The sequence below is a fragment of the Actinomyces sp. S6-Spd3 genome, from assembly GCF_000758755.1.
GTDB lineage: Bacteria > Actinomycetota > Actinomycetes > Actinomycetales > Actinomycetaceae > Pauljensenia.
Window position 1 is genome coordinate 127,800 of sequence record NZ_JRMV01000281.1, and the last position, 23,409, is coordinate 151,208.

General features: G+C 57.6%; 21 protein-coding genes, 2 tRNA genes and 1 pseudogene. 15 read left to right on the forward strand and 9 right to left on the reverse strand.

Translation table 11 applies throughout. The features are described 5' to 3' along the window. The first annotated feature begins 27 nt into the window (after positions 1-27). Positions 28-1,071 (forward strand): NAD(P)-dependent alcohol dehydrogenase, encoded by a 1,044-nt coding sequence (locus tag HMPREF1627_RS07705; RefSeq protein WP_034502675.1) that lies wholly within the window; start codon positions 28-30, stop codon positions 1,069-1,071. Between the two features lie 189 nt (positions 1,072-1,260). Here HMPREF1627_RS07705 and HMPREF1627_RS07710 read toward each other — a convergent pair whose 3' ends face one another. Together HMPREF1627_RS07710 and HMPREF1627_RS07715 are read right to left on the reverse strand one after the other, a co-directional pair. After that, the gene (locus HMPREF1627_RS07710; RefSeq protein ID WP_052040892.1) at positions 1,261-2,505 is read right to left on the reverse strand and encodes a S8 family peptidase; all 1,245 of its coding nucleotides are present in this window, start codon (positions 2,503-2,505) and stop codon (positions 1,261-1,263) included. Positions 2,506-2,563: 58 nt separating this feature from the next. After that, positions 2,564-3,103 (reverse strand): hypothetical protein, encoded by a 540-nt coding sequence (locus HMPREF1627_RS07715; RefSeq protein WP_034502678.1) that lies wholly within the window; start codon positions 3,101-3,103, stop codon positions 2,564-2,566. Positions 3,104-3,254: 151 nt separating this feature from the next. Between HMPREF1627_RS07715 and HMPREF1627_RS10430 the strand changes: the two are divergent. Beyond that, positions 3,255-3,359, forward strand: a pseudogene (locus HMPREF1627_RS10430) (NAD(P)-dependent alcohol dehydrogenase); the annotation flags it as partial. 84 nt (positions 3,360-3,443) lie between these two features. Here HMPREF1627_RS10430 and HMPREF1627_RS07720 read toward each other — a convergent pair. Then, positions 3,444-3,514: transfer RNA gene (locus HMPREF1627_RS07720), tRNA-Gly, on the reverse strand. 87 nt (positions 3,515-3,601) lie between these two features. Here HMPREF1627_RS07720 and HMPREF1627_RS07725 point away from each other — a divergent pair. From HMPREF1627_RS07725 to HMPREF1627_RS07770, 10 genes are all read left to right on the forward strand, one after another. Continuing rightward, positions 3,602-3,675, forward strand: a tRNA-Pro gene (locus HMPREF1627_RS07725). 164 nt (positions 3,676-3,839) lie between these two features. Next, positions 3,840-5,186, forward strand: a complete 1,347-nt coding sequence (gene tig / locus HMPREF1627_RS07730) for a trigger factor (RefSeq protein ID WP_034502681.1) — start codon at positions 3,840-3,842, stop codon at positions 5,184-5,186. 236 nt (positions 5,187-5,422) lie between these two features. Beyond that, positions 5,423-6,031 (forward strand): ATP-dependent Clp protease proteolytic subunit, encoded by a 609-nt coding sequence (locus HMPREF1627_RS07735; protein ID WP_034502683.1) that lies wholly within the window; start codon positions 5,423-5,425, stop codon positions 6,029-6,031. Continuing rightward, positions 6,031-6,678: an ATP-dependent Clp protease proteolytic subunit gene (locus HMPREF1627_RS07740; protein WP_034502685.1), complete on the forward strand. Its 648-nt coding sequence runs from the start codon at positions 6,031-6,033 to the stop codon at positions 6,676-6,678. Before HMPREF1627_RS07735 ends, HMPREF1627_RS07740 begins: the two co-directional genes overlap by 1 nt. Before the next feature lie 196 nt (positions 6,679-6,874). Next, positions 6,875-8,128, forward strand: coding sequence for an ATP-dependent Clp protease ATP-binding subunit ClpX (clpX, locus tag HMPREF1627_RS07745; RefSeq protein ID WP_034502687.1), 1,254 nt, complete (start codon positions 6,875-6,877; stop codon positions 8,126-8,128). 8 nt (positions 8,129-8,136) lie between these two features. After that, entirely contained in the window at positions 8,137-8,463 is a 327-nt protein-coding gene (locus HMPREF1627_RS07750) for a chorismate mutase (protein ID WP_034502688.1), read from the forward strand. Between the two features lie 92 nt (positions 8,464-8,555). Beyond that, positions 8,556-9,041, forward strand: a complete 486-nt coding sequence (locus HMPREF1627_RS07755) for a hypothetical protein (protein WP_034502690.1) — start codon at positions 8,556-8,558, stop codon at positions 9,039-9,041. Positions 9,042-9,091: 50 nt separating this feature from the next. Next, positions 9,092-10,126 carry an efflux RND transporter periplasmic adaptor subunit gene (locus HMPREF1627_RS07760; protein ID WP_420705316.1) on the forward strand — a complete coding sequence of 345 codons (1,035 nt, stop codon included), beginning with the start codon at positions 9,092-9,094 and terminating at the stop codon, positions 10,124-10,126. Continuing rightward, entirely contained in the window at positions 10,123-10,812 is a 690-nt protein-coding gene (locus tag HMPREF1627_RS07765; protein WP_034502691.1) for an ABC transporter ATP-binding protein, read from the forward strand. Before HMPREF1627_RS07760 ends, HMPREF1627_RS07765 begins: the two co-directional genes overlap by 4 nt. Then, positions 10,809-12,017: an ABC transporter permease gene (locus tag HMPREF1627_RS07770; protein ID WP_034502694.1), complete on the forward strand. Its 1,209-nt coding sequence runs from the start codon at positions 10,809-10,811 to the stop codon at positions 12,015-12,017. Before HMPREF1627_RS07765 ends, HMPREF1627_RS07770 begins: the two co-directional genes overlap by 4 nt. Before the next feature lie 63 nt (positions 12,018-12,080). On the opposite strand, the gene HMPREF1627_RS07775 is transcribed toward HMPREF1627_RS07770, so the two are convergent. Both HMPREF1627_RS07775 and HMPREF1627_RS07780 read right to left on the reverse strand, forming a co-directional pair. After that, positions 12,081-14,009 carry an AMP-dependent synthetase/ligase gene (locus HMPREF1627_RS07775; RefSeq protein ID WP_034502696.1) on the reverse strand — a complete coding sequence of 643 codons (1,929 nt, stop codon included), beginning with the start codon at positions 14,007-14,009 and terminating at the stop codon, positions 12,081-12,083. A gap of 4 nt (positions 14,010-14,013) precedes the next feature. After that, positions 14,014-15,852: a chloride channel protein gene (locus HMPREF1627_RS07780; protein ID WP_034502698.1), complete on the reverse strand. Its 1,839-nt coding sequence runs from the start codon at positions 15,850-15,852 to the stop codon at positions 14,014-14,016. Positions 15,853-16,102: 250 nt separating this feature from the next. Between HMPREF1627_RS07780 and HMPREF1627_RS07785 the strand changes: the two genes are divergently transcribed. After that, the gene (locus HMPREF1627_RS07785) at positions 16,103-17,092 is read left to right on the forward strand and encodes a malate dehydrogenase (RefSeq protein ID WP_034502699.1); all 990 of its coding nucleotides are present in this window, start codon (positions 16,103-16,105) and stop codon (positions 17,090-17,092) included. Between the two features lie 113 nt (positions 17,093-17,205). Here HMPREF1627_RS07785 and HMPREF1627_RS07790 read toward each other — a convergent pair whose 3' ends face one another. Genes HMPREF1627_RS07790 through HMPREF1627_RS07805 form a run of 4 tightly spaced genes read right to left on the reverse strand, consistent with a single transcriptional unit; the run spans position 17,206 to position 20,862 of the window. Then, positions 17,206-18,099 (reverse strand): metal ABC transporter permease, encoded by an 894-nt coding sequence (locus HMPREF1627_RS07790; protein ID WP_034502701.1) that lies wholly within the window; start codon positions 18,097-18,099, stop codon positions 17,206-17,208. Further along, entirely contained in the window at positions 18,093-18,965 is an 873-nt protein-coding gene (locus HMPREF1627_RS07795; RefSeq protein WP_234305287.1) for a metal ABC transporter permease, read from the reverse strand. The genes HMPREF1627_RS07790 and HMPREF1627_RS07795 overlap by 7 nt, the downstream gene beginning before the upstream one ends. Continuing rightward, positions 18,934-19,686: a metal ABC transporter ATP-binding protein gene (locus tag HMPREF1627_RS07800; RefSeq protein ID WP_107066771.1), complete on the reverse strand. Its 753-nt coding sequence runs from the start codon at positions 19,684-19,686 to the stop codon at positions 18,934-18,936. Before HMPREF1627_RS07800 ends, HMPREF1627_RS07795 begins: the two co-directional genes overlap by 32 nt. A gap of 6 nt (positions 19,687-19,692) precedes the next feature. Next, entirely contained in the window at positions 19,693-20,862 is a 1,170-nt protein-coding gene (locus tag HMPREF1627_RS07805; RefSeq protein WP_034502706.1) for a metal ABC transporter substrate-binding protein, read from the reverse strand. Positions 20,863-21,126: 264 nt separating this feature from the next. On the opposite strand from HMPREF1627_RS07805, the gene glyA reads away from it, so the two are divergent. Both glyA and HMPREF1627_RS07815 read left to right on the forward strand, forming a co-directional pair. Next, positions 21,127-22,416, forward strand: a complete 1,290-nt coding sequence (gene glyA, locus HMPREF1627_RS07810; RefSeq protein ID WP_034502707.1) for a serine hydroxymethyltransferase — start codon at positions 21,127-21,129, stop codon at positions 22,414-22,416. Beyond that, entirely contained in the window at positions 22,413-23,315 is a 903-nt protein-coding gene (locus HMPREF1627_RS07815; RefSeq protein WP_034502708.1) for a bifunctional methylenetetrahydrofolate dehydrogenase/methenyltetrahydrofolate cyclohydrolase, read from the forward strand. The genes glyA and HMPREF1627_RS07815 overlap by 4 nt, the downstream gene beginning before the upstream one ends. Positions 23,316-23,409: the final 94 nt, after the last annotated feature.

A 23,409-nucleotide genomic window follows, 5' to 3' on the forward strand; every position in this document is an offset into this window, starting at 1 on the left:
CACGTAGCGTTGACGAAGGAGTTCACGATGCCCAAGGTTCGCGCATATGCCTGCGATGACCCTCGTTCGATTTATCACCCAACCGTCATTGATATTCGCGAGCCGGGTCCCGGAGAAGTGCTCTTTGACATTAAATATGCCGGAATCTGCCACTCGGATATTCACACTGCACGCAGTGAATGGGGACCGATCCCGTATCCCTTCGTTGGTGGACATGAGATCGCTGGCGTGGTGACCAAGGTCGGCGAAGGAGTTACGAATTTCAAGGTAGGGGACAGGATCGGCGTCGGTTGTTTGCAGGGCTCGTGCAGGCAGTGCGAGTACTGCGCCGACGGGCACGAGCAGTTCTGTAATAATCCTCATGCCTACTGGACTTTCCGTGCAGGTCCTGACGGGAAGCCGACCGCTGGAGGCTATGCCCAGGCGATGACGGTACGTGCAGATTTTGGCTGCCATGTTCCTGATGAAATGGAGCTCAGCGATGCCGCGCCTTTGATGTGTGCGGGAATCACCATGTACTCGCCGCTGCGCCGCTGGGGCGCGGGACCGGGCAAGAAGGTCGCCATCGTTGGCATGGGCGGCCTGGGACATATGGGTGTCCAGATCGCAGCCGCGATGGGCGCGGAAGTTTCGGTGATCTCTCATGGGCGTTCCAAGGAAGAAGATGCACGTCGTTTTGGCGCCACTGCCTTCTACGCAACCTCGGAAGAGGGCACCATCGAATCTTTGGCCTCGTCCTTCGACATCATTATCTGCACGGTGAGCGCGGACGATTTGGATTACCCGGGACTTGTCCGTGCACTCAAGCCCTTCGGTGTCTTCGTTGACGTGGGCCTGCCGGAGAATCCGATGGTGATCCCCATGCGCGCCGTTGTTAACGGAAACAAGGTTGTTGCGGGATCCCAGATCGGCGGCATTGCTGAAACTCAGGAAATGCTGGAGTTCTGCGCCCAGCACGGCGTGCGTCCCGTGATTGAGATCATCGACGGTGATTCCATTACCGAGGCCTACGACAAAGTGGTGGCCTCGAAAGTGCGCTACCGCTTTGTGATTGATACTTCGACGTTCTAGGCCAGTTGCGCTGAGGAGTGTTCTAGTAAGTATGCGAAAGGAGCCCCGGAAAACCGGGGCTCCTTTTTCGGAGCGAAGGTGATCGCGGTGAAAACACGCGCCCCCTCGGGGCGGCCTGTAGTGTCACAGATCCAATCCACAGCAAAAGACGCGTGACTCATACGGGAACACCCTGTCATCCACGTGTGCCTACTTCCGGTGGTAGCGGGGGCTGGTTCCCAGGTGGACGGTTTGGGCCCCGCGGAGGTGGATGGCTGCTTCGTTAGTTCCGCGGTAGACGTAGGTGTCGGGGAAGGAGGCTATCTGTAGGGATCCTGCGACTCCGTCGATGTAATCCTGGACGTCCTGCGCGGTGGGTTCAGAGCCCCCCGGCTTTTGGATGATGGGGTTCTCGTCGGGGTACTGCGAGGGATCTGTGTTGACCAGTGCGCCACCATCGATGGCGCCGTAGCCCGTGTACTTGTTCCAGTCGTGATTGGGGTTCAGGCCGGTGTGGACCAGGAGTTGGAGGATCTGGTTGGCGGTGGCGTCGGGCCACTTCTGGCGCGCGAGGGCCAACATGCCAGCCACGAGCGGGGCAGAAATGGAGGTGCCGTGAACGGTGACCGGCTCCCCTGTGTTCACGTCGTAGGTGTTGTACGGTCCGCCGAAGGCGGCGGTGACCATGCCATTGGCCGAGTTGGAATAGGAGGCGAAGGTACCGTCACTGTTGATGGCGGACACGCCGACGACACCGGAGTACCTGCCCAGCGCTGTTATGTCGTCTTGGAGTGCCTCGTTTCCGGCCGAGGCGACGATGATGACGCCCTTGGTCATCGCGTTGGTGATGGCCCATTTGAGCTCGAAGGAAACTTCGGAGACGCTTTGGGAGATCGAGATGAATTGGGCGCCGTCTTCGACGGCCTGGTTAATGAGAGCGGCAGTGGTGTTGAGCTCTCCCTTCTTGGAGTCGCACGAGCCGTTCGATATTGTCCCAGCGGTGGAGGACTGGTAGGTGTACAGGGTTGCGTCGGGTGCCACGCCCGAGATGGGGGAGACCAGGATGATCGCCATGTCAGTACCATGGCGGATCCCCTCAGGTGAGTCTTGGATGGTGCAGCGGCTCTTATCGGTGATGTTCGCCCCCTTGAGGGCCGGGTTACTCGTATCGACCGGACCGTCGATGAGGGCAATCGTGACACCCTTACCGGTGTATCCTTTCGCGCGTGCGGTGTCGAAGTGGTAGTAGGAGAAGTACTCCTGTGAGGGCACCGCGCCATCCGCGTGGGCCGGGGCCGGCACCAAGGCGAGGACGCCAGCGGCTAGGGCCAGGGCGGAGGCGACGGTGGTCAGGGCGCGCGCGGCGCGCCTCGCCCTCCCTACGAAAGAGAAGTGAGAACGGGGCGCGGCTTTGTGCTGCTGGTCGTCGTATCGAACTCCGGAGTAACCGGTCATTGCTAGCTCCTAATAAGTGAATGAGGAAAATGAAGAGCGTGTCGATGCGCCGGGACGCTTACTTACCGGCCTTGAAGCGGCGGACCAGCGGCTCCTTAGGCTGATCGTCACCATCGACCTTCAGGGTCCATACGTACGTCAGGTCAGCACCTGACCCCTCCACGTCTACCGTCCACGACGAGTAGTACTCGCAGTCCTGCTCCACGCACAGGTCGTAGGTGTCCTGGCCCAGACGCCAGTAATCGGTGGCCGACATCCTCTGGTAGATCTTGTCGTCCTTGTTCACCACGGTCTGGCCATTCGGATCCAACTTGAAGGTCTCGTCAATGATCGGCGGGGGATCCACCCCTACCAGCTCCGTTCCCACCATCTTGCTCAGGGCTTTTGCCTTTGCGGCAATCTCTTGCTTCTCCGAACCTGACGCAGACTGCATCTGGCTGATTAACTGTTGCTTTTGTCCCTCGGGAATGTTGGGCAACTTGGAAATATCGACGGAACCTTGCAGGCCACCCAGGATACTGCAACCGGACAGCGCGACAGTGGCGAGCAGAACGGATGCGGTAGTCGCATGCATGCGGGGAAACGTGACAGGGGACATAGCCTTCTCCTATTTTTAGACGGATATTAATATGTCACGAATAAGTCGCCGCTTCAAATAATGCTGATACTGGTGGGGAGGCTCGATACGAGTGACGTGGTAACGGTACTCGGTTTACTGTGAACGCTCATGTCCGCGCAATTGTGTGCGTCCCGTGATTGAGATCATCGATGGTGATTCCATTACCGAGGCCTACGACAAAGTGGTGGCCTCGAAAGTGCGCTACCGCTTTGTCATTGATACCTCGACGTTCTAGCGCGCATCTTGGCCTAGCGATCCTCTGGTCAAGAATGCGCGGCAAAACGAAAGGAGCCCCGGAAAACCGGGGCTCCTTTTTCAGAGCGGATGACGGGAATCGAACCCGCACCATCAGCTTGGAAGGCTGAGGTTCTACCATTGAACTACATCCGCGTGCGGATCGATACTACCTGATTGTTTGTGCGATTGCGAAATTTAGGGTGAAGTCCCGTATTATGGGATCCGCAGACGACAGTCTCACGGGGTGTAGCGCAGCTTGGTAGCGCATCTGCTTTGGGAGCAGAGGGTCGCAGGTTCAAATCCTGTCACCCCGACTTTTTATTGCCAGCCCGGCCACGGCCTCGTCAATTGGCCAGCTTCTCGCAGGCGAAAAATGTGAAGCCCACAGCCAGCTAGCAGCTTTGGCGGGTGCTGTCGTAGACTAGTTCAGTTGAAATACGCCGTTTTGGCGTCCCAAGAAAAGACCTGGAGAATCCACGTGAAGAGCACTGTAGAGACCCTCGAGCCCACCAAGGTTCGTCTGACTGTTGAAATCCCCGTTGAGGAACTGAAGTCAGAAATGGACAAGGCGTACAAGAGCATCGCCAATCAGGTGTCCATCCCCGGCTTCCGTAAGGGTCACGTTCCCGCTCGCATCATCGACCAGCGTTTCGGCCGTGCCGCCGTCATCGAGCAGGTCGTCAATGAGGTTCTTCCCGGCCAGTACTCCGCTGCCGTGTCCGAGCACGAACTGCGCCCCATGTCCCAGCCCGATGTCGAGGTCACCGAGATCCCCTCGACCAGCGGCGAACTGACCGGCCAGGTCGTTTTCACCGCAGAGGTCGACGTCGTTCCTTCCTTCGAACTACCCGAGTACGGCAAGGACACCGTCATCGAGGTTGACTCCGTTGAGGTCACCGATGAAGACGTTCAGGCTGAGCTGGATGCCCTGCGTGGTCGTTTCGCTTCCCTCAAGCCCATCAAGCGTCAGGCAAAGACCGGCGACTTCACCACCATTGACCTGGTTGCCACCATCAACGGTGAAGAGGTCGACTCCGTTTCCGACGTCTCCTACGAAATCGGTTCGGGCACCATGCTCGACGGCCAGGACACTGCGCTTCGTAAGACCCACGCGGGCGACGTTGTCACCTTCACCTCCACCCTCAAGGGCGGCGAGCACGAAGGTGAAGAGGCCGAGGTGACCATCACCGTCAAGTCCGTCAAGGAGCGCGAGCTTCCCGAGGCCGACGACGATTTCGCGCAGATGGTTTCCGAATTCGACACCATCGATGAGCTCATGGAAGACCTCAAGAAGCAGGCCGCACAGACCAAGACTTCGCAGCAGGCACTTCAGGCGCGTGATCGCCTCGTTGATGAGCTGCTCTCCCACACCGAGATCCTCCTCCCCGAGTCCGTGATCGAGCTCGAGCTCAACCACCGACTGGGCGCTGACGCTTCCGCGAAGGAAAAGAAGGAAGCTCGCGCGGCGATCGAGAAGGAATACCGCACCGAGATTCTCGCCGAAGAGCTCGCCAAGAAGAACGAGGTTCAGGTTGGCCAGCAGGAGCTTTTCGACTACGCCATCCAGATGTCCCAGAACTACGGCATGGACATCAACCGCCTGTTCTCTGATCCCCAGCAGATCTCCGCAGTGGTCGCCGATCTGGGCCGCGCAAAGGCCCTCATCGAGGTTCTGCGTGAGGTGACCGTGAAGGACACCGAGGGCAACCCCGTCGACCTGAGCGAATTCCTTGGCCTTGAGGATGAAGCTGCTGCTGAAGAAGCCGCAGCCGAGACTGTCGCCGAGGTCGAGAAGGCCGGCGAAGAACTCGCAGACGAAAAGTGAGTCGCTGATTTAAGCGCAACTGAGTTCTTCGCAATGCGAAGCTCATGACTTGGTGTGGGTCGGAACCTGAGGGTTTCGGCCCACACGTCATATCTGTATGAGATCGCCGTGGTCTTTCCATGCGCCGTGAGCGAAAAGCGCTAGTTTAGAGCGCCAACTGGTGTCAGAACCGATAAGTTTGGATTCAGTGAGGTTCCATTACGGGAACCGGACCCTGAAATTGAAGGAGAGCGTGAATGGCTATTCAAGCCTCGGGCGGAAATGAAACGCCCATGGGACTGGGAGATTCGGTCTACCAGCGCCTGCTCAAAGAGCGCATCATTTGGCTTGGCGGCGAAGTGCGAGATGATAACGCAAACGCGATCTGCGCACAGCTCCTCTTGCTGGCTGCTGAAGACCCCGATCGTGATATCTACCTGTACATCAACTCTCCGGGTGGATCGGTGACCGCGGGCATGGCCATCTATGACACCATGCAGTACGTCAAGCCCGACGTCGTGACCGTCGGTATGGGTCTTGCCGCATCGATGGGTCAATTCCTGCTCACCGCAGGCGCTCCCGGAAAGCGTTACATCACTCCTCACACCCGCGTTCTGCTGCACCAGCCCCTGGGTGGTGCCGGAGGCAGCGCGACGGATATTCGCATTAATGCGGATCTGATCTTGGGCATGAAGAAGGAACTGGCACAGATCACCGCATCGCGTACCGGTAAGTCGGTCGAGCAGGTCGAGGCGGATGGTGATCGCGATCACTGGTTCACCGCGCAAGAGGCTTTGGAATACGGCTTCGTGGACCGTGTGATTGATAGCCCGCAGGAAATTGGCAACCGTGGAGGAGAAAACTGATGAGCACTCAGCCCTATTTCGACGCAGTTGCCCGTCAAATGCCCCAGGCTCGCTACGTTCTTCCGAACTTTGAAGAGCGCACTGCCTATGGCTTCAAGCGTCAAGATCCCTACGCAAAGCTCTTTGAAGACCGCATTGTCTTCTTGGGCGTGCAAGTTGACGACGCAAGCGCCGACGACATCATGGCTCAGCTCCTCGTCCTTGAGTCGCAGGATCCGGATTCGCTGATCACTATGTACATCAACTCGCCCGGTGGTTCCTTTACCGCAATGACGGCGATCTACGACACCATGCAGTACATCAAGCCCCAGGTCCAGACTGTCTGCTTGGGACAGGCTGCTTCAGCTGCCGCCGTTCTACTGGCTGCGGGCTCTCCTGGAAAGCGTTTGGCACTGCCGAACGCTCGAGTCCTCATTCACCAGCCCGCAATGGAAGGAATGCAAGGTCAGGCCTCGGATATCCAGATTATTGCCGACGAGATCGATCGCATGCGTCTGTGGCTCGAGGAGACGCTTGCTGCTCACTCGGGCAAGCCGGTCGAAGAGGTTCGTCGCGATATCGAGCGCGATAAGATCCTCACCGCCGCTCAGGCTGAAGAATACGGTCTGATTGACCAGGTTTTGGCTTCTCGTAAGGCTCACAGCTAGTGAACAACTGCGTGACTTTACTGAGTCGCTGTTAAGGAAGTGCGGGGGAGAGCGTTTTGGCGCTCTCTCCCGTTCCTATTGAATGACCGGTCTTACACTGTGCATCCCGCGCGTCAATTCGCTGTATACCACCGGGTGAATTAGGCTAGATTTCAGTAAAAGACCCGATTTGGGTGAAGTTTTTCAGGAGGCATACGTGAGTCGATTGACCGACGGAGCTGAGGCCCTCAAGTGCTCCTTCTGCGGAAAGAGCCAGAAGCAGGTCCGCAAGCTCATTGGGGGATCCGGCGTTTACATTTGCAACGAGTGTGTCGACCTGTGCAATGAAATTATCGCCGAAGACGCTGAACCTCAGAGCGCACCCTCGGGTCTTCCTCTCCCAAAGCCTCGTGAAATATTCGAATTCCTCGATTCCTGGGTGATCGGTCAGGACCGCGCCAAGCGTGCACTTTCTGTCGCCGTCTACAACCACTACAAGCGCGTGCGTTCGCGCGAAGCGGGCAATGAGGAAGATATGTACGGCACTAAGTCGAATATCTTGCTCTTAGGGCCCACGGGAACCGGTAAAACTCACTTGGCGCGCTGCTTGGCTCGACTTTTGGATGTTCCCTTCGCCATCGTGGATGCGACAGCCTTGACCGAGGCCGGCTACGTGGGTGAAGACGTTGAGAACATCTTGCTCCGCTTGATCCAAGAAGCCGGCGGAGATATCAAGAAGGCCGAGCGCGGAATCATCTACGTTGACGAAATCGACAAGATTGGCCGCAAGGGTGAAAACGCGTCGATTACTCGTGATGTTTCAGGTGAAGGCGTGCAGCAGGCTCTTCTGAAGATTATCGAAGGAACGGTGGCCTCGGTGCCTCCGCAGGGCGGCCGCAAGCACCCGCATCAGCAATTCCTTGAGATCGATACCTCGGGAATCCTCTTCATTGCTGCCGGCGCATTCGCAGGAATTGAAGAAATCGTCAAGGCTCGTCTGGGCCAGCGTTCCACCGGTTTCGGTTCGGAATTGAAGTCTTCCGCTGAGATGGGCGACCTCTACGAGTCCGTTACCGCTGAAGACCTTCACAAATTCGGTATGATTCCGGAATTTATTGGTCGTCTTCCCGTGCTGACCTCGACTAAGGAACTTTCTGAGGAAGATCTGGTTCGAGTGCTGACCGAGCCCACGAATTGCTTGGTTGCTCAGTACCAGCACCTCTTTGAGCTTGATGGCATTACCTTGGAGTTCACTCACGAGGCCTTGCTTGCCATTGCGGAGCTGGCGAACAAGCGTAAGACAGGGGCACGAGGCCTTTCTTCCGTTATGGAAGCAACTTTGTCAGATTTGATGTTTGACCTTCCCTCGCGTGATGACGTCTCCCGTGTCGTTGTCACTCGTGAGGCTGTGCTTGGGCAAGGGAGCGCCGAGTTGTACGAGGTCGATCCTGCAAGCGTCCAGAGCGCCTAGGGGGAGTCATGTCGGACACGTCTTTGCCTCAAGAACTGATCGAAGCGCGCAAAACAATCGACAACATTGATGCTGCCCTGATTCACATCCTTGCCGAGCGTTTTCGCTGCACTCAAAAGGTCGGGCTCATCAAGGCTGTCCATGAACTTCCCCCTGCGGATCCTGCTCGCGAGAGCGTGCAGATTGCGCGCCTTCGCTCACTAGCTACAGAGTCTGGTTTGGATCCTGATTTTGCCGAGAAATTCTTGAACTTCATGGTGCGCGAAGTGATTCGTCACCACGAGGATATTAAGGCCGCCTATGATCAGGCGGAAGGTGTGCCTGAATCATATTAATGGAATTGATTCTCGATAACTTCTGGGTATAGAATGTTATCAAGTCGTTATCAAAAGATATCGAATTGTTATAAATTCTCCCAGGAGATTCGATGAAGAATCGCTCGTCACGCACCCTCGTAGTCGGCGCACTCACGCTGGTCTTTGCGCTTAGCGCTTGCTCGCAGGGAACGTCATCCTCATCGTCAGCATCGGCACGGTCAAAAGCCACCACTTCGAAGAGCGCAGCCCAGGCCTCGGGATCAAAAGACCCCAACATCGCCTTCGGACAGTGCATGCGAAACAAGGGCTTCGACGTGCCCGATACGGGTCTGACTCCCGATCAATTCGCCAACGCCACCGACGCCTTCAATTCCGCTGTCAATGCGTGTATGGAAGAGGTTTCCTCACTCGTTGGAGAAGAGAACGACCTGACAAACGATCCGCACGCACGTGAGCTTTTAACAAAGGGGACTCAATGCCTGCGCGACCTGGGCTATGACGTTCCTGATCCGGGACAAAATGGCGTCGTCGACGTTCGGAATGTCCCCTCTGAAGCAGTCAATAAATGCTTCGGAAGCGTCGGAGGCAACAAGTGACCACTCGTGAACGCAGCACATACCGTCGTATAGGTGCGCTGGCTGCATCAATGGGGATGATCGTCTGCTCTCTTGCAGCGTGCTCAAGCAACAGCGCAGAATCAAATGACGCCAAGGAATTTAGCGGTGCAAGCGCGGAGATTACTCGCGGAGACCTTGTCGGTGAGACAACCGTCCAAGGAACCTTGCACTACGCCGACTCCTACACTCAGAAATCGAGCTTCGATGGTGTCATCACAGCTCTTCCAACTCCCGGTTCTACCCTCAAACAGGGGGAGAAGATCTACACGGTGGGCGGCGAAAGCAGCTATCTTCTCCACGGTTCTACCCCCGCATGGCGCAGCTTCGAAGCGGGGATGAGCAACGGAGAAGACATCCACCAACTCGAAGAGGCACTGTCTCAACTTGGCTATTTTGACGGGCAAGCGGATACCCATTTTGACTGGCGCACCCAGGCTGCCATCAACAAATGGCAAAAAGAACGGGGGCTGAGCCAAGACGGTACGCTTCCGCTTGGGCGTGTGCTTTTTGCTCCCGAAGACTTGCGTATCGGTAGTCTCAAAGCCCGCGTCGGCGACGCTGTTTCCCAAGGGGGCGATCTCTTCTCGGCCTCGTCCTCCAGGCAGATCATTTCCGCAAACCTCAAGCTCTCCGACCAATCTCTGGGAGTCGTCGGTACCAAGGTGACCATCCGGCTCCCCGGTGCTCAAACAACGAAGGGCACGATCTCGTCCGTTGAGCCTCCCAAGGAAAAAGCAGGTGCTGAAGGCTCAAGCGACTCACAGGCAACCAAGGATCGCATCATCCCCATCACCGTCACCCCTGATGACGCTGCCGCAACAGAGAAACTTCAAGAGGCATCTGTTTCGCTGGGTATTACCTCCCAGACGAAAACGAATGTTCTTTCAGTGCCTCTGGGGGCCCTCGTGGCGATCACTCCCGACCAATTCGGTGTGGAGCTCGTTGGTGAAGATGGGAAAGTTACGCGAGTCCCGGTGCAAACCGGCCTCTTTGCTGGAGACAGGGTGGAGATCTCCTCCGATGAACTCCACGAGGGACAACTTGTGGCGGTGCCGAACCGATGAGCCCACTACTTGAACTTCGCGAGGTTCGTCGCAGCTACGGTTCTCCGCCCGTCACTGCCTGCGATGGAGTGAGTTTGAGTGTTGAACAAGGAGAATTCGTCGCCATCGTCGGCCCATCAGGATCGGGGAAGTCAACCCTCCTTAACCTGATTGGTACCCTGGATCGTCCGGACTCGGGAGCGGTCATCATTGAAGGAATGGACGTCAGTGCTCTAGGTGACGCAGAACTGTCCGGGGTGCGTGCGTCCCTCATTGGCTTTGTCTTCCAGCAATTCCACCTCTCGCCGGGAGTTACCGCCTTGGACAATGTCGCCGACGGACTGCTCTACCGGGGTGTCCCGCGCGCGAAACGGCGCGAGAAAGCGCGAGAAGCTCTTGAAAAGGTCGGGCTTGGACACCGAATCGAGCACCGTCCGCACCAAATGTCCGGCGGTGAACGCCAACGCGTGGCTATTGCTCGTGCGTTGGTCGGTTCGCCGGCGCTGCTCCTCGCTGACGAACCCACTGGTAACCTCGACTCGCGCTCAGGAGAAGCGATCGTATCCCTGTTACGCGAACTCAATGATTCGGGGACGACGATCATCGTCATCACGCACGACAATGATCTCGCGGCCTCGCTTCCGCGCCAAGTCATGATTCGTGATGGGAAAGTGGTTTCTGACTCTGCAAGCGAGGTGAGCCAATGAGCCTCGATAGGGAAACAATTACCCACGCCTCGTGCCTGCGTGGCAGTGACGTCGCGCGCTTGGGGGTAAGTGGCCTTCGCGCGAGGCCAATGCGCGCAATCCTTTCGGCCTTGGGAATCGCGATTGGTATCGCCGCCATGGTCGGCGTTGTCGGGGTGTCGGCCTCGTCCCAGGCACGTCTTCATGAACAGCTCCAAGCGCTGGGAACCAACATGCTCACGGCTCGCTCAGGTGCTGATCTTTCCGGTGCAAACCTGATCCTTCCCGAAGATTCAGTGGGACGCATGCGGATGATCCCGGGAGTAACCGATGCTTCCTCGACGTCCACTTTGTCAGGAGTTTCGGTGTACCGCTCGCGTTTGATTGATCCAAATGCAACGGGTGGCATTTTGACGATGGCTGCGCCAACGAATCTGTTGGATGTTGTTTCGGCGAAAGTTGCGCGTGGAACCTGGCTGAACGAGGCGACATCACGGTATCCGGGTGTCGTATTGGGATCGAAAGCTGCGGATCTTTTGGGGATTACCACTCCGGGAACCCAAGTATGGCTGGGGAATACCTCCTTCACCGTGCTCGGGATCCTTGAACCCTCACCCCTTGCCGAAGAACTCGATAACTCCGCTTTGATCGGAATCCCGGTGGCTTCTCAGCTTTTCGGGGCAGGACAAGCACCAACGACGATTTATGAACGATCTTTGGATTCTGAGGTCGAAAACGTTCGAGAACTCATTGGTCCAACCCTGGCTCCTCAGGGAGCAACCGGTCTGAAAGTTTCACGTCCATCGGATGCGCTGGCTGCAAAGAACGCGGCCGATCAGACTCTGACAACCCTTCTGGCAGGCGTTGGCTCTATCGCCCTGCTGGTCGGTGGGATCGGAGTCGCAAATACGATGATCATCTCCGTCCTTGAACGTCGCCGTGAAATCGGACTGAGGCGTTCCCTGGGAGCCAAACGGGGACATATCTGCATGCAATTCCTTGCCGAGGCTCTGCTCCTCTCCTTCCTTGGCGGATGCGTGGGATGTGTTATTGGCGCGGCGGTCACATGGGGAATGTGCCTTGCATACGGATGGCCCGTCACTATCGCGTGGTACGTCATCGCCGCTGGCCTCGGGGCTCCCTTGGTCATTGGAGCAATTGCAGGTCTTTACCCGGCCCTGCGGGCGGCACATACGCCGCCAACTGCTGCTTTGGCCTCGCAATAAAAGAAAACCCGGTGCATCGTCGTGGTGAGCGATGTACCGGGTTTTCTTTGCAATTAGTCTTGCTTAGCCGTTTTGAACCGGACCTCCGTAGATGTCATCGATAACGTCGGCGTAGCGCTCAAGCACAGCCTTTCGCTTGACCTTGAGTGAAGGCGTTAACAAACCATTGGCTTCCGTGAAGTCGGTGGTTAACACGCGAATCTTTCGGATCGATTCTGCGCGCGAAACATGCTCATTTGCGCGATCGACCGCACGCTCCAAAGCTGAGAGAACCTCGATATTAGTCGCGGCCTCGCCAATCGACATCGGCGGTAGACCGTGGTTCTTCAGCCACAGTTGCAGCATCTCTGCATCCAAAGTGATCAGCGCGGAGATGAAGGGACGCTTATCACCAACGACGACGACCTGCGAGATCAGGGGATGGCCACGCAAGGGGTCTTCCAAGGAAGCGGGCGCAACATTCTTTCCGCCCGCGGTGACAATAATGTCCTTTGCGCGACCAGTAATGCGGACGTATCCGTCGCGGTCAAGAGAACCCAAGTCTCCGGTCTTGAACCAGCCGTCTTCAGTGAAGGAGGCGGCAGTGGCCTCGGGATTGTTGTGATAACCGCGGAAAACCGAGGGGCCTTGAATGAGAATTTCACCTTCGTCGGAGATCCTCACCGACAGAGGAGGAAGAGGCGGACCAACGGTTCCAATCTTGGACAGCCGGGGAGTGTTAACCGAAAGTGGGCCAACCGTTTCGGTCAAGCCATAACCTTCGAGAAGGGGGAGTCCAAGTCCCGTGTAGAAATGTGCCAGCCTGGTCGAAAGGGGCGCACCACCTGAAATGATGAAGCGCGCGTTTCCGCCAACCAACTGAATGATCTTCGAGTAAACCAAGTGCGACGCTGCAGCGTGCTGCATCTTCAAACGCCTTGAGGGGCCTTCAGGGGTTTCAAGTGCCTGAGAATACTGAACCGCCACATTGGCTGCCCAACGGAAGATCTTCTGTTTACCGCCACGTCCGGCCTTCGCGTCGGCTGAATTGTAGATCTTCTCAAGAACTCGAGGAACCACCAGGAGGTATGAGGGCCTGAAAGTCGCAAGATCAGGAAGGAGATTCTTGGTGTCGGGAGTGTGTCCCAAAATCCCTTCGCCGCTGAGCTGGAAAACCTGGAGGAAGCGCGCGAATACGTGGGCAAGGGGGAGGAAAAGCAAGAGACGTGAGTCTTTGCCCATCGCGACCTCAGGCATCCACGCGTGGGCGTTGAGCGCGAGCTCGGTGAAATTCCCATGCGTGATTTCTGTGCCCTTGGGGCGTCCGGTTGTTCCCGATGTGTAGACGATTGTCGCCAGATCATCGGTTGTCAGTGCTTGAGTGCGCTGGGCAACCATTGTGCGCGGGATCGTGACCCCCGCATCACGGATGGTTTGCATCGCCTCGGCATCAAGGGAAAGCAGTGTGATGTCGCTGCGTCCGAGGCGGCGGCACGCTGATTCTGCGAGCTCGCGTTGAGTCACGGTTTCGGTGATCACTGCCCGGACGTTTGCGTCTTGAATGATGTATTCAATCTGCTCGCCTGAGGAAGTTTCGTAGATCGGGACTGGAAGGAGCCCCGCGCACCACGAGGCGTAATCCAGAAGCGTCCATTCGTAGCGGGTGCGCGACATGATCGCGAGCGCATCGCCTTGTTCGAGGCCTAGCCCGATTAATCCCGCTGCCGTTGCCTGAACGTCTTCGTAGAACTCCGCGGCGGTCATGTTCTGCCAGGTATCGCCCATTTCGAGTTTGCGGGCAATCAAAGGGCGGCGCGCCGAACGCTGGACGCGGCGTGCAAGAAGATGGGGGATTGTTGTGTTTTCGTCGATTCGCACCAAAATGGGTGCGTGCCACTCAAGTGCCTGAGTTTCGCCATCAATTTCAAGCGATTCTCCGGACTCGGGGGAGGAAATGGAAACCGAGGTTTCGTCAGCGGGCAAGGCCAGCAGCTCAGGATCTTCGTCGGACATGGTTTTAGTTTACGTGTCGAGAGGCGCGAGGGTGGCGATCTTGCCAGCGAGATCCCCAAGACGAGAGGTGCCCGGCGGCAATCGCGCGCCCCTGCTGCGCGGCAATTTCCTTCACGAGGCCCTGCTGGGTCACCCATCCCAGGAAGTGCGGCGTGGGGGAGTCCTCGTCGATGACCGCGAGTGCCCAGGGATTATCAGGAGCACTCAGGCGAGCAAGGACTTGAGATGGACGAGCTGACTGGGAGATCGAGGAGGACTCATCCAAAGCAAGAGAACTGATCTGAGTATGTGGGGGAAGACCTCGAGAAAGATAGGAAGTGAGTTCGCTCAAGGTGAGCATTCCGAGATATCGAGGCAGTTCTTGGTAACGGTCCTTTGCTGCGATTACAGGAAGGCAGGGGACGGGACTTGACTGGAAATACTCCTGTGCCTGCATCAATGTCATGTCCTCGGTCAAGATGCGGCTGGGCGCGGTCATGAGCTGGCGAGCACTTCGGCGTCCGAGCAAGGTGTCGTCGACGGGTTCGTGGAGGACATCGCCTCGGCGGCGAAGCTTTTCCGTGTAAATCGTTGAGCGAGTGAAGAACCGCGAAACAAATGTTGCGATGATGACGGCCAACATCATGGGCATGATCAGGGAGTATTGTCCGGTCATTTCAACGATGATGAGGACCGCTGTCATGGGGGCGCGTGCGGCACCGGCAAAGGCAGCTCCCATTCCGATGACGCCGAAGATCGCGCTTTGTGAGGCGGCCCAAGGATCGACAAGCTGCCCAAAGATCATTCCGGTCATTGCGCCCATGAACAAGGTTGGAGCAAAGACTCCGCCCGATCCGCCAATGCCGATGGTGTAGGAGGTGTAGAGGATCCGACCGAGAAGCAAAAGAGCGAGGAAGGGAATCGAGTAAGAGCCAAAGATCGCTGAAATTTCGATTGGATAGCCCGAGCCGTACATGTATGGGAAACAGATGAGAGCTCCGCCAAGGGCAATGCTCAAAACCGCTGGTCGAGACCAATTGGGAAGCGGAATTCGAGCCCAGAAGGCATCGATCCAGTCTTCGCTGAGGTAGAGGAACTTCGAGAAGGCAAGGCCAACGAGGCCCGCAATAATTCCGAGGATCGCAACCCATCCGATATCGGGGAGGGACTGCAAGGGGAAAGTTCCGCCCAAATCAATGAGGGGATGATCTCCACTTGCTGCGCGTGCAACTAGGGAAGAGAGGACAGAAGAAACGACGACGTAGCCAAAGGCCTCGGCAGTGAAACGCGTCAAGATCACTTCAAGAGCGAAGAAAGCGCCGGCAAGGGGAGCATGGAAAGTCGCCGCGATTCCCGCAGCGCTCCCGCAGGCAGCCAGCATGATCACGCGCTCTTTGGGTAGACGGAGCGAAGCGGCGAATGAAGAGCCTAATGATGCGCCAACTTGAACGATTGGGCCTTCGCGCCCCGCTGAACCTCCGCCGCCGATGGTGAGAGCAGAAGAAATCAGTTTGACGACCGCGACTTTGGAAGGGATATAACCGCCCTTTTGCTGGACCGCGAGCATGACTTCGGGGATCCCGTGTCCCTTCGCAGAAGGTGCGAAGCGGGAGATGAGAGGCCCGTAGATCAGCGCCGAGATCACTGGGGCGAAGAGAAGGAAGATCCACGCTGGGATGGGGAGATGGCCATGAGGGCTGCCAATGTGCTGTGTGTAGTCCCAATAGCCTGTCGTTACCCAGGTCCATGCGCCAATCATGGTGTTAAAAAGGACGGCTGCGGCGCCGACGATTGCTCCCACAATGGCTGCGACAACGGCGAGCAGTGATCGGTGGGCTGCGCAGACGCGTCCGATGCGTGTCATGAGTCCGGGTTGAGGAGAGGCCTTCTTTTCACTCACCCAAACATGGTAGTCCCGGTGGCTTGCACTTCAGCGGGACTTAAAAGACCCGCACTCGTGATGGACATCACAAGCAAAAATGGGGTATTCGAGTCCCACTTGGGACTGCTGACACCGCGAAGATCAGGGGAGAGGCAATAGGCTTAAGGGGTAACGATCATCAGATCGTCGCGGCGCTGTGCGTCGCACGAAATAACTGAAGGAGTGCCCAATCATGGCAGAACCTCGTATTGTCACCGTCACCGGTGCAGCCGGAAACATCGGTTACGCCCTTCTTTTCCGCATCGCCTCGGGAGCTGTCTTCGGACCCGATACCCCCGTTAAGCTCAACCTGCTTGAGATCCCCCAGGGCGTGAAGGCTGCTGAAGGCACCGCAATGGAGCTGGATGACTGCGCATTCCCGCTGCTCGCTGGTGTCGATATCTTCGATGACGCCACTGCAGCATTCCAGGGAACTAACGCTGCCTTCCTCGTGGGCGCAATGCCTCGCCGTGCAGGCATGGAGCGCGCCGATCTGCTCGAGGCAAACGCCGGTATCTTCGGTCCTCAGGGCAAGGCCATCAACGATGGTGCAGCTGAAGACGTGCGCGTCCTGGTCGTTGGCAACCCGGCCAACACCAACGCCACCATCGCTGCTCACGCAGCAGGCGACGTTCCCGCATCGCGCTTCACCGCCATGATGCGTCTGGATCACAACCGCGCAGTGTCGCAGCTGGCACACAAGACCGGTGCTGCTGTGGCCGACGTGAAGAACCTGGTTGTTTGGGGTAACCACTCTGCTGACCAGTACCCCGATGTCTCCTACGCGACCGTTGGTGGACAGGCTGCGTCCGGTCTTGTTGACGAGGCCTGGCTCTCGGATTACTTCCGTCCGACCGTTGCCAAGCGTGGCGCGGCCATCATCGAGGCTCGCGGCGCATCCTCGGCCGCTTCCGCAGCGAACGCTGCAATCGACCACATGCGCGATTGGGTTCTGGGAACCCCCGCGGGTGAGTTCACCACTGCCGCCATCATGACTGATGGAGAGCACTACGGTGTTCCCGCCGGCCTGTGCTTCGGCTTGCCCGTCACCTCTGATGGTGGCGAGTGGCAGGTTGTCGAGGGCCTGGAGGTTTCTGAGGCAACTCGCGCTGGCATCGATCACAACATTGCTGCCCTCCAGGACGAGTACAACACCGTCAAGGAGCTCGGCTTCATTAAGTGAATCTCGCCGAAACTTACGGTTTGACTAAGAGTCGGTTCGCCTGACTTTCTTGGTCTAACGGCTTGAGGGGCGCCGCATTGCGGCGCCCCTTTTGTCTACTCACGTGCTGCTTTCTATGCCTCACTTCTCTGGCGGATAACGCGCTGCCGCGCTGGGGTTGAGCCGGCTTTTGGCCTCGAGGCCAGAGCCTCCCAAGCCACGCACCCGCAGAAGAAAAGTCCGGAAGCTAAGGCAATGCATCCACCCGAGGACAGCTCAGTCAGAAGAGAAAACCCAAAACCGAAGGCGCACACTGCAAGGGCTGCGCATGCTGAGGCTGCCATTAAGACTCCGGGGCGGGAAATGAATCGCATCAAACCGGCGCTCGGTGCAATCAGTAAGGCCAAAGGGAGCAATGTTCCCACCGCGGGAATCATGACAATGACACAAACCGTGATAAGAGCGGAGATAAGCGCGTCGGTTAACGCAAAGGCGCTGGGGGAAGAGCGGAAAGCTGCTCGGTATCCCTGTTCATCGAAAGACAAGAGGAGAATGTGGCGTCCGCGTAGCGCGAGAAGAGCGAGTGCGCCAAGCGTTGCTGCAGCGGCCAAGGCAATATCCATTGGAGTAACAGTCATGATTGACCCCGTGAGGAAGCTCGAAATCTGCAAGGGCAAGGGGGCAAACCATTTCGAGAGGAAATAGCCTAAGGCAAAACTGAAGGTCAAGACGACCCCGGCAGCGGCCCCGCCTGAGACTCCGGGGATTCGTGCCAGAGCGCTCATCAACGCGGAAAGAGGCAAGCACAAACCCAGTGCGCCCAAGAATACACAGAGGGCAAGAATGCTGTGATCCCTGGTGAAAGCGGATGCACACACGACACCGATCACTGCGCCCGGAAAGGCTCCGTGCGTGATTGACTCAGCAAAGAACACGCGCCCGCGCAGGACAGTCATCGTCCCAACGATCCCGGAGAGAATTCCTAGCAGCGCCAGTTCTAACAGAGGAAGGATAAGGATCGCTAACATGTCGTCACTCGCTTTCGTGCGCCGTGTATTCCGACGATGAGTGCGCATAGAGCCACTTGGGTCAGAGCAACCGAGGCTTGGGGTGAAGTAGGCCGGGAAAGAGGAATCAAAAGAGTCACCATCCCCAGCGCACCACCCGCGCAGGAAAGAAGTACCGAATAGGCCAGCATCTGCCTCGGCGATGAGGAAAGAAGTCGGGCGGCGAGTGCGGGGACAATGAGGTACCCGACGACCAAAAGAACACCAATTGCCGAGGCCCCCGCAACGACGATTGCGCACATCGAGGCGTTGAGGCAGACATCGCACAGCGTTGTGGGTACTCGCGCGGCACCAGCTCCCGCACTGTCAAATGCGCACATGAGCTGAGCACGCCACGAAAGAACGACTAGGACGCAAGCGAAAAGACAAAACACGAGGGAAATCACCATGCGCTGGGGAGTAACCTCCAGAAGTCGGCCAAACATCAACGCCTCCATTTGTCCTGACATATCGCCTTTTTTCAGCGAAATAATGACGCCGAGCGCGAAGAAGGAGGTCAGGACAACTGCCGCAGCGGCCTCGTGCGCGCGGTGTCGCATCGCCCAGGTCAATGCGGCGGCAACGAATATCGCGCAGATTCCTCCGCCCGCGGGGATCCAATCGATACCGCCGAAAACCGCGCCGACGACGATCCCGGGGAAGATCGAGTGGACCGAGGCCTCGGCGCCGAATTGCCAGTTGCGCAGATTGACCAGGGTTCCAACCACGCCTGCTGCAATTCCGAAGAAAAGAAGGAAGAGCAGGGGGCGGAGGAAAAATGGAGACTGCCACAGGGGGAGAGCATGTGCGATCGCGTTAAACACTGTGGATCCCGCCGAAAGCTTCATTGATGATCTCTGGACGGAAAACCTGGGAGGTTGGCCCATAGGCAACCTGGCGCCCGGCCACAATCAGGCTCTCATCGCACACTTCGGTTGCGACCCGATAGTCATGGGTTGAAATCATGAACGCAGTTCCCTGAGCTTTTGCTTGGCTGATGAGCGAGAGAAGAGCTTCGCGGTTGGGCTCATCCAAACCGTTGAAGGGTTCGTCAAGCAATACCAGACGAGGCTTGGCAACCAAGGCGCGCGCGACCAGAACGCGTTGGCGTTGGCCGCCGGAGAGGGTCCCAAAGCGCTCGCGGGCGCGTTCGGCTAAGCCAATCTGTTCTAATGCTGCGCTGACCTCTTCTTTCTGTTCACGGCTGAGTGGACGCAGAGGCTTTGTCTTGGGGTACATTCCCATTTCGACGACCTGACGAAGGTTGATTGGGAAACTCAGGTCGATATCACTGTTTTGTGGGACGTAGCCGAGGAAATCCAGCGGGCAGCTCAGTTCTCCGGAGATGAGTTGGGCGCTTCCCAAGAGCGCTCGCATGAGCGTTGTCTTTCCCGATCCATTTGGGCCGATCAAAGCGAGGGCATGTCCTGGGCTGAGCGAGAGGGTGATTCCCGTCAGGACCGGTGTCTGGGAGTAGCCGATGCTGGCATTTTTGGCTGAGAAGACAGTGACGCCAGCATCGCGGCCCTCGTCAGGCTCCGAAAACATATGAGCGTCTGCGTTCATCATGCTCGCCTAACGCGTGAGTTGCTCGGGCAGGGGAGCAAGCGTTCCGTCCCAGGCTTTTGTCATGGTTGTGACGTTATGGATGATCGAGCCGATGTAGGTTTCTCCTTCGCTTCCCACGGGGCCAAGTGAATCCCCGTAGAGTGCGTCGTCGCCGATGATGGCCTTGACTCCAGCGGCGCGCGCAATCGTTTCAATCGACTTTGAGTTATTGGAGTTCTCAGCGAAAATCGCGCTCGCTCCGGATTTCTTCACTTCCTCGGTTGCCTTTGCGATGTGCTCAGCGGTTGCATCCTGCTGTTCGTTGAAATCAGACAGTGCAGCACCGATAAAACGAATGTCGTAGCGTTTCGACAAGTATCCGAAGGCATCGTGGGAGCTAAAGAGGACGCGCTTATCAGCGGGAACGCTGTCAAAGCTGGCCTTCGCCCACGCATCGAGGGAATCGATACGCTTTGCGTATTCTTCGGTTGCCGTGCTGTATGCCTCGGCGTGATCGGGGTCCGCCGCTGAGAGGAATTCACCGATGTTGCGGACCTGCAGGGCTGCGTTCGCTGGAGAGGTCCAGACGTGAGGATCGTAGGCGAACTCCGGCTCGCTCTCTCCTTCTTCCGGTGGGAAAGGCCAAGGTGCGGCCTCGACAGTGTGCGTGCCACGGGAAACGGAATAGGGGAGTTGCTTGTCGCGCTGTTCCTGGCCCTGGGGATCCTTGAGATCTGCGGCAGTGAGAATTCCCGAGGTCACTCCCATCGTTCCCTTGAAACCAGAGGCGCTCACGGCCTGATCCAGGAAGTGCTCGAGGTCGACGCCCGAGACAAGCAAGACTTTCGCCTGAGAGAGTGCTTGCAATTGCTGGGGAGTCATTTCGTGCTCGTGTGCCGAGGCGTTGGGGGCAAGCAGGCACGTGAGCTGCACTTTTGCGCTGGCTTTCTCAGCGGGTGCCCCGATATGGGATTGCGCTCCCGAGGCATCAGTTTTATCGAGCGATATGGAGTTTTGAGCCGAGGGCTGCTGCGCAATTTGGGTGACGTAGTCACAGATCTGGGTGGTGCTTGCAACCAAGGTGAGTGAGGGGGTGCCTGACTGTGAAGACGCAGTTGAGCACGAGGCGAGAGAAGTTGCGCCCAGTAGGCAGACCGCTGCGGCGGCTAGAAATGAACGCGAGTAAGCGACGGACATTGAAGTTCCTCTTCATTGGGGTGATGTTTACTTATATCTTTATCGAAGTTCGTACGACCGAACTTTGATAAAGGTTATCGCAATTCGTGGAAGTTAGGTAGGCCTTTGTTCCCTGAGGTGGGAAAGTACATCACCCCTCAAGGCGCTCAGCGCCCGCTATGCACGTCATTTTTGGGCGTGATCTTGCCAAATTGGCGCTGTGGGGTAAGGTTGATCCAAATTCGCCGGGCACGCGTGGCCCCCGGACTTGCAGAAGGACTGAAGATGGATACGCTCAACGATTTGCCACTGCGCCAACTCGACCCTGAAATTCAAGCGGTTCTGGATCAAGAGCTGGAACGCCAGCAGAGCACGCTCGAAATGATCGCCTCGGAAAACTTTGTTCCGCGTGCGGTTCTTGAAGCGCAGGGATCTGTCCTGACCAACAAGTACGCCGAGGGCTACCCCGGTCGTCGCTACTATGGTGGATGCGAGTTCGTCGATGTTGCGGAATCCCTTGCGATTACGCGCGCGAAGGAAGTTTTTACCGGCGCGGACTACGTCAACGTCCAGCCTCACTCGGGTGCGCAGGCGAACGCGGCGGCTCTCATGGCAATGGCGAACGTCGGTGATACTCTCCTCGGTCTCTCCCTTGCCCATGGCGGCCACCTCACTCACGGCATGCGCATCAACTTCTCGGGTAAGAACTACCACGCTGTTGGTTACGAGGTTGATCCGCAAACCATGCGCATTGAGCCTGAGCAGGTTCGCGAGGCCGCGCTTCGTGAGCGTCCCCGCGTGCTGATCGCGGGATGGTCGGCCTACCCTCGTCACCTTGACTTCGCTGCGTTCCGCGAAATTGCGGACGAGGTCGGTGCGGCGCTGTGGGTCGACATGGCGCACTTTGCTGGCTTGGTTGCTGCAGGCTTGCATCCCTCCCCGGTTCCTCACGCCGATATCGTCACCACGACCGTCCACAAGACTTTGGGCGGGCCTCGTTCGGGAATGATTCTGTCCTCGCGCGGTGAACAGTGGGGTAAGAAGCTTGACAGTGCGGTCTTCCCTGGTCAGCAGGGTGGTCCGCTGATGCACGTCGTTGCGGCGAAGGCGATTTCCATGAAGGTCGCTCAGACCGAGGAATTCAAGGATCGTCAGCAGCGAACCCTTGATGGTGCGCGAGCGATTGCTGAGCGCCTCTTGGCGCCCGATGCACAGGCAGCGGGAATTCGCCTTGTCACGGGTGGTACCGATGTCCACCTCGTCTTGGTGGACTTGGTGAACTCCTCCCTGGATGGCCAGCAAGCCGAAGATCTACTCCACGAGGTTGGTATCACGGTCAATCGTAATGCGGTGCCTTTCGACCCGCGTCCCCCAAGGGTGACCTCGGGGCTGCGCATTGGAACTCCCGCGCTGGCAACGCGCGGTTTCAGCATTGCTGATTTCGAAGAAGTCGGCGACATTATTGCGACTGCTCTCATTCAGGGCACAAGCGGGAGTGTTGATGTCGATGGATTGCGTGCACGCGTGCGCGCTCTCACCGATGCTCACCCCCTGTACGCGGGGCTCAACCAATGAGAGCTCCGTGGGAAGGCGATGCTCGCGTTCTGGATGGTACGGCGTGTGCGGCTCAGATCAAAGATGAGCTTCGAGGCCGAGTCCAGGCCTTGCGTGAAAAGGGAGTAGTCCCGGGCCTTGGTACCGTCTTGGTGGGGGAGGATCCCGGTTCGGTCGCTTACGTAGCGGGTAAACACCGTGACTGCGCAGAAGTAGGTATTGAATCGATTCGCGTCGATTTGCCTGCCGAGGCTTCGCAGGAGGAAATCCTTGCGGCAGTCGAAAAGCTGAACGCTGATCCCGCTTGTACGGGTTTCATTGTTCAGCTGCCACTTCCACGTGGCGTTGATACCAATCGAATTCTCGAGGCGATCGATCCGGATAAGGACGCCGATGGGCTGCACCCGACAAATCTCGGGCGACTCGTGTTGCGGGGGAGTGAAGCTATTACCTCTCCTCTGCCATGCACCCCGCGCGCTGTCATCGAGTTGATCGAGCGCAATGGGATCGATCTCAATGGCGCGGACGTATGCGTTGTCGGGCGTGGCGTGACGGTTGGGCGATCAATCGGGCTTTTGCTCACGCGCAAGGATGTCAATGCCACAGTGACTATCTGCCATACGGGGACCCGTGATTTGGCGATGCATACCCGAGCTGCGGATGTTGTTGTCGCAGCAACAGGCTATGCGGGGCTTGTTACTCCTGATATGGTGCGACCTGGCGCGGTGGTTCTTGATGTCGGTGTCTCTCGCGTGGTGGACCCAAACACTGGGAAAGCGCGTTTGATGGGAGATGTGGCTGATGGTGTTGATTGCGTCGCTGCTTGGCTCTCCCCTAATCCTGGGGGAGTGGGGCCGATGACGCGCGCCCTCCTTCTGATGAATGTTGTCGAGGCCGCGGAGCGCTGCGTGAAACGCTGAGCATTCGCCTCGTCGATGTCTTCACACTGAAAGCCTGGGTTGTCCCCCAGGCTTTCAGTGTGTTCTGTGTCACATGTGACGAATATTTCAGGAA

Bases quoted from the DNA above. Each gene is read 5' to 3' on its own strand.
- HMPREF1627_RS07705 (WP_034502675.1), top strand. From the start codon at position 28: ATGCCCAAGGTTCGCGCATATGCCTGCGATGACCCTCGTTCGATTTAT.
- HMPREF1627_RS07710 (WP_052040892.1), bottom strand. From the start codon at position 2,505: ATGACCGGTTACTCCGGAGTTCGATACGACGACCAGCAGCACAAAGCC.
- HMPREF1627_RS07715 (WP_034502678.1), bottom strand. From the start codon at position 3,103: ATGTCCCCTGTCACGTTTCCCCGCATGCATGCGACTACCGCATCCGTT.
- HMPREF1627_RS07735 (WP_034502683.1), top strand. From the start codon at position 5,423: ATGGCTATTCAAGCCTCGGGCGGAAATGAAACGCCCATGGGACTGGGA.
- HMPREF1627_RS07740 (WP_034502685.1), top strand. From the start codon at position 6,031: ATGAGCACTCAGCCCTATTTCGACGCAGTTGCCCGTCAAATGCCCCAG.
- HMPREF1627_RS07750 (WP_034502688.1), top strand. From the start codon at position 8,137: ATGTCGGACACGTCTTTGCCTCAAGAACTGATCGAAGCGCGCAAAACA.
- HMPREF1627_RS07755 (WP_034502690.1), top strand. From the start codon at position 8,556: ATGAAGAATCGCTCGTCACGCACCCTCGTAGTCGGCGCACTCACGCTG.
- HMPREF1627_RS07760 (WP_420705316.1), top strand. From the start codon at position 9,092: ATGGGGATGATCGTCTGCTCTCTTGCAGCGTGCTCAAGCAACAGCGCA.
- HMPREF1627_RS07765 (WP_034502691.1), top strand. From the start codon at position 10,123: ATGAGCCCACTACTTGAACTTCGCGAGGTTCGTCGCAGCTACGGTTCT.
- HMPREF1627_RS07770 (WP_034502694.1), top strand. From the start codon at position 10,809: ATGAGCCTCGATAGGGAAACAATTACCCACGCCTCGTGCCTGCGTGGC.
- HMPREF1627_RS07775 (WP_034502696.1), bottom strand. From the start codon at position 14,009: ATGTCCGACGAAGATCCTGAGCTGCTGGCCTTGCCCGCTGACGAAACC.
- HMPREF1627_RS07780 (WP_034502698.1), bottom strand. From the start codon at position 15,852: ATGACACGCATCGGACGCGTCTGCGCAGCCCACCGATCACTGCTCGCC.
- HMPREF1627_RS07785 (WP_034502699.1), top strand. From the start codon at position 16,103: ATGGCAGAACCTCGTATTGTCACCGTCACCGGTGCAGCCGGAAACATC.
- HMPREF1627_RS07790 (WP_034502701.1), bottom strand. From the start codon at position 18,099: ATGTTAGCGATCCTTATCCTTCCTCTGTTAGAACTGGCGCTGCTAGGA.
- HMPREF1627_RS07795 (WP_234305287.1), bottom strand. From the start codon at position 18,965: ATGAAGCTTTCGGCGGGATCCACAGTGTTTAACGCGATCGCACATGCT.
- HMPREF1627_RS07800 (WP_107066771.1), bottom strand. From the start codon at position 19,686: ATGATGAACGCAGACGCTCATATGTTTTCGGAGCCTGACGAGGGCCGC.
- HMPREF1627_RS07805 (WP_034502706.1), bottom strand. From the start codon at position 20,862: ATGTCCGTCGCTTACTCGCGTTCATTTCTAGCCGCCGCAGCGGTCTGC.
- glyA (WP_034502707.1), top strand. From the start codon at position 21,127: ATGGATACGCTCAACGATTTGCCACTGCGCCAACTCGACCCTGAAATT.
- HMPREF1627_RS07815 (WP_034502708.1), top strand. From the start codon at position 22,413: ATGAGAGCTCCGTGGGAAGGCGATGCTCGCGTTCTGGATGGTACGGCG.